At 35.8% G+C, this 3,036-nt stretch carries 2 protein-coding genes; both read right to left on the bottom strand.

What is annotated here, in order from left to right:
- Positions 1-41: 41 nt before the first annotated feature.
- A complete protein-coding gene (locus ENL20_13005) occupies positions 42-1,826 on the bottom strand; it encodes an FtsX-like permease family protein (protein ID HHE39467.1) in 1,785 nt (594 codons plus the stop codon).
- A gap of 2 nt (positions 1,827-1,828) precedes the next feature.
- The gene (locus ENL20_13000; GenBank protein ID HHE39466.1) at positions 1,829-2,107 is read right to left on the bottom strand and encodes a hypothetical protein; all 279 of its coding nucleotides are present in this window, start codon (positions 2,105-2,107) and stop codon (positions 1,829-1,831) included.
- Positions 2,108-3,036 lie beyond the last annotated feature (929 nt).

Raw genomic sequence — 3,036 nt, 5'->3', positions numbered from 1 at the left:
GCTCTTGTCCCTTGTCCCTTTCTCAAACAAGATTGTTTGAGTTACTCATACTTGAGTGATTTCACCGGATCAGCATTGGCAGCTTTGATCGTCTGGAAACTGACTGTGATGATGGAAATGATCAAAGCGATCATACCGGACAGAATAAATAACCAGAAATTAATTTTCGTGCGATAGGCAAAATTCTGCAACCAGTTATTCATGGCAAAATAAGCGAGGGGCCAGGCGATCAGGTTTGAGAGAAGAACCCATTTGGCAAAATCTTTGGAAAGCAGGAAGACAACCGATCTAACTGAAGAACCGAGAACCTTCCAGATACCGATCTCTTTGGTCTTTTGTTCTGTGATAAATACAGCGAGACCGAATAATCCAAGACAGGCAATGAAGATAGCTGAACTTGCAAAAACGATTATTTTATTAGCAAAACTAATCTCGTTAAAAAATTGATTATTAAATATTTCGCTGAAATCAAAAATTCTGAAATTTCTCTCTTCCCATATTTCTTTGAAGATCATTTCCAGATCTTCCTTTGTTTTCTCGACCTGTGTACCGTTGGTTCGGATCAAGAGAAAATTACTGCGTGGATCAAAATGAATGACCATTGGTTCTACTTTGCGGGTTGCCTTCCCGAAATGAATATCTTTGATAACACCAACTACTGTTAGATAATTATCAGTTCCTTCAGCAGGAATATGGATGATCTCTTTGCCAAGGGGATCGTCCCAACCGGACATTTTAAGGGCGGTTTCATTAATTAAAACGGAAGAAGAGGAATCAACAGGAAAATCTCTGGAAAAATTTCTGCCTGTCAGCAAATCGATATCAAGTGTTTCAATAAAATTTTCATCAATAAATAATTCTGCAAACATGATCCCGAAGTCCCCGTTTTTGTGATCAAAGAAAACTTCAGCAGTAGGTAGGGTAGCTCCGGGTAATTGTCTGACTCTTGTAGCTGAAATCACAGCAGGAATGCTCTTTATCTGTTCTTTAAAAAGATCATTTTGATAAGTAATATTTTCATCAAAGGCAGGAACAACAAGGATATTGTCTTTCTTATACCCGAAATCAATCGACTCGAGATATTTTATCTGGCTGATAACAATTAAAACACTCAAGATCAAGGCAATCGAAACAGTAAATTGACTGACTACCAGAATGCGTCTGGAAGTTGTTCCTTTCTTACCTGATTGAATCCCGCCTTTAAGAATTTTTACAGGTTTGAAGGAGGAGATCATTAATGCCGGATAAATTTCTGAAAGAATTCCAATAATAATTGTCATCACTAACATAAAAGGTAAAATATAGGGAGTTTTGAAAATATTGAATTCCAATCTTTTATTCAAAAATGGCTGCAGATGTGGGAGGAATACTTCGACAAGAGCAAGGGCAATGAGCATAGCGATAAGCGTCAGCAGGATGGATTCTCCCAGAAATTGTATGGAAAGATGTCTCTTGTTTGAATCCACAACTTTACGCATCGAGATTTCCTTACCTTTTTTGGATGAACGCGCACGGGAAAGATTAATAAAATTTATGGATGCTACTAATAAGACCAGGAATGCAATCACAAGCAAACTATACACGATCGAGACATCGCTTTTATTTAGATTAAAAGCATCATAACGAAGTTCCATTGATTTCAAATGCATATCGAGAAGAGGCTGGAGTTTCGGAGTGAAAACAGATGCCATCTTGTTGTCTCTCGCCACCTGAATTATTTTCCTTTCAACTTCAGCCGGGATACTATTATTCCGAACTCGAATATAACCGGTCAAAGTCAGGTTTTCCCAGGAATCCCACCATAATGGATTTATGGAAACATCCATATTCAGAACAGCACCATAACGCAGGTAAGTGTTAAAAGGAGGATTTTCAAGAATACCAGCAACGAATCCATTTTCCAGAAAAGATATTTCAAGAGCTTTTCCCAGAGGATCATCTTCTCCGAAAATGCTTCTGCTGTCTGTTCCGTTAGATATACAGCATTCGGATCTTTTAATGGTTCTGCTGTTTCTCCGCTCAGAATATTTGGCTTGAAGACTTCAAAAAATCCCGGATCAGTCAGCATTGCCCTGCGGAAAATTGCCAGCGAATCATCCACTTCCATATCTGCTCTTTTGATCCTGACACCATATCCGCTGATACGGGTTGCGGCTTTGATTTAGGGAATAGCATCTTTCAGTTTGAAGTACAGAGGACCAACTGTTACTGCTGAAATCCAGTCTTTGGAATTGTCATTGGAGACAACGCGATAAAGATTTTGAGCTTCTTCGAATTAATGATCAAAAGTCAGGTCGTCGCTCATATATAAGCTGATAATTATGCAGACAAAAAGTCCGAGAGCAAATCCGAAAATATTAATGATGGAGAATCCCTTATTGTTGATCAAATTCCTGACAGCGACTTTAAGATAGTTTTTAAACATAGTTTCCTCCTTCATTATTAATTATATCTGAAAATTGTATGCCAATAATAAAATATGGAAAAATGCAGGTATAAAGCCTTTTAATTCTTCAGTGGTCTTTAAGTTAGCGTTCATTAATGAACAAAATATGTACATATATGAACGGAAGATCAATAAGTAGTAAAAATGGAATAGGATTTATTATGGTTTTGTGTTTTTGATAAAATATTAAGAATGGATTCATAAAAAATATAATTCCCTGCCCCTGAAATATAATCTGTGAAAATCTTATTTTATAGAAAAATAATAATTTAATCCTTGACAACAATTTAACCAATTTTCAAAAATTGTTCCGGACAAAAAATAATAGATGTGGAAAATTTAAAAATTATCGGGAAAGAATAATTTTTCAAAAGTGAAAATTAGATATTACTTCTGAAATATGGAATAATTACAAGTGATCATCTGATTTTTCAATTGAAATATTTATCAGGCATAAGTGCATTAATGTTGGGAACAAGTTCTTTAATGTTGGGAACAAGTTCTTTAATGTTGGGAACAAGTTCTTTTATATTGAGAACAAGTGCATTAATGTTGGGAATAAGTTCTTTAATATTTGGAACAAGTTTTTT

The organism is Candidatus Cloacimonadota bacterium (assembly GCA_011372345.1).
GTDB lineage: Bacteria > Cloacimonadota > Cloacimonadia > Cloacimonadales > TCS61 > DRTC01.
Note: the sequence above shows the minus strand (reverse complement) of the source record. Positions and strands in the feature narration are given on the sequence as shown.

Bases quoted from the DNA above. Each gene is read 5' to 3' on its own strand.
- ENL20_13000 (HHE39466.1), bottom strand. From the start codon at position 2,107: ATGGAAGTGGATGATTCGCTGGCAATTTTCCGCAGGGCAATGCTGACT.
- ENL20_13005 (HHE39467.1), bottom strand. From the start codon at position 1,826: ATGGATGTTTCCATAAATCCATTATGGTGGGATTCCTGGGAAAACCTG.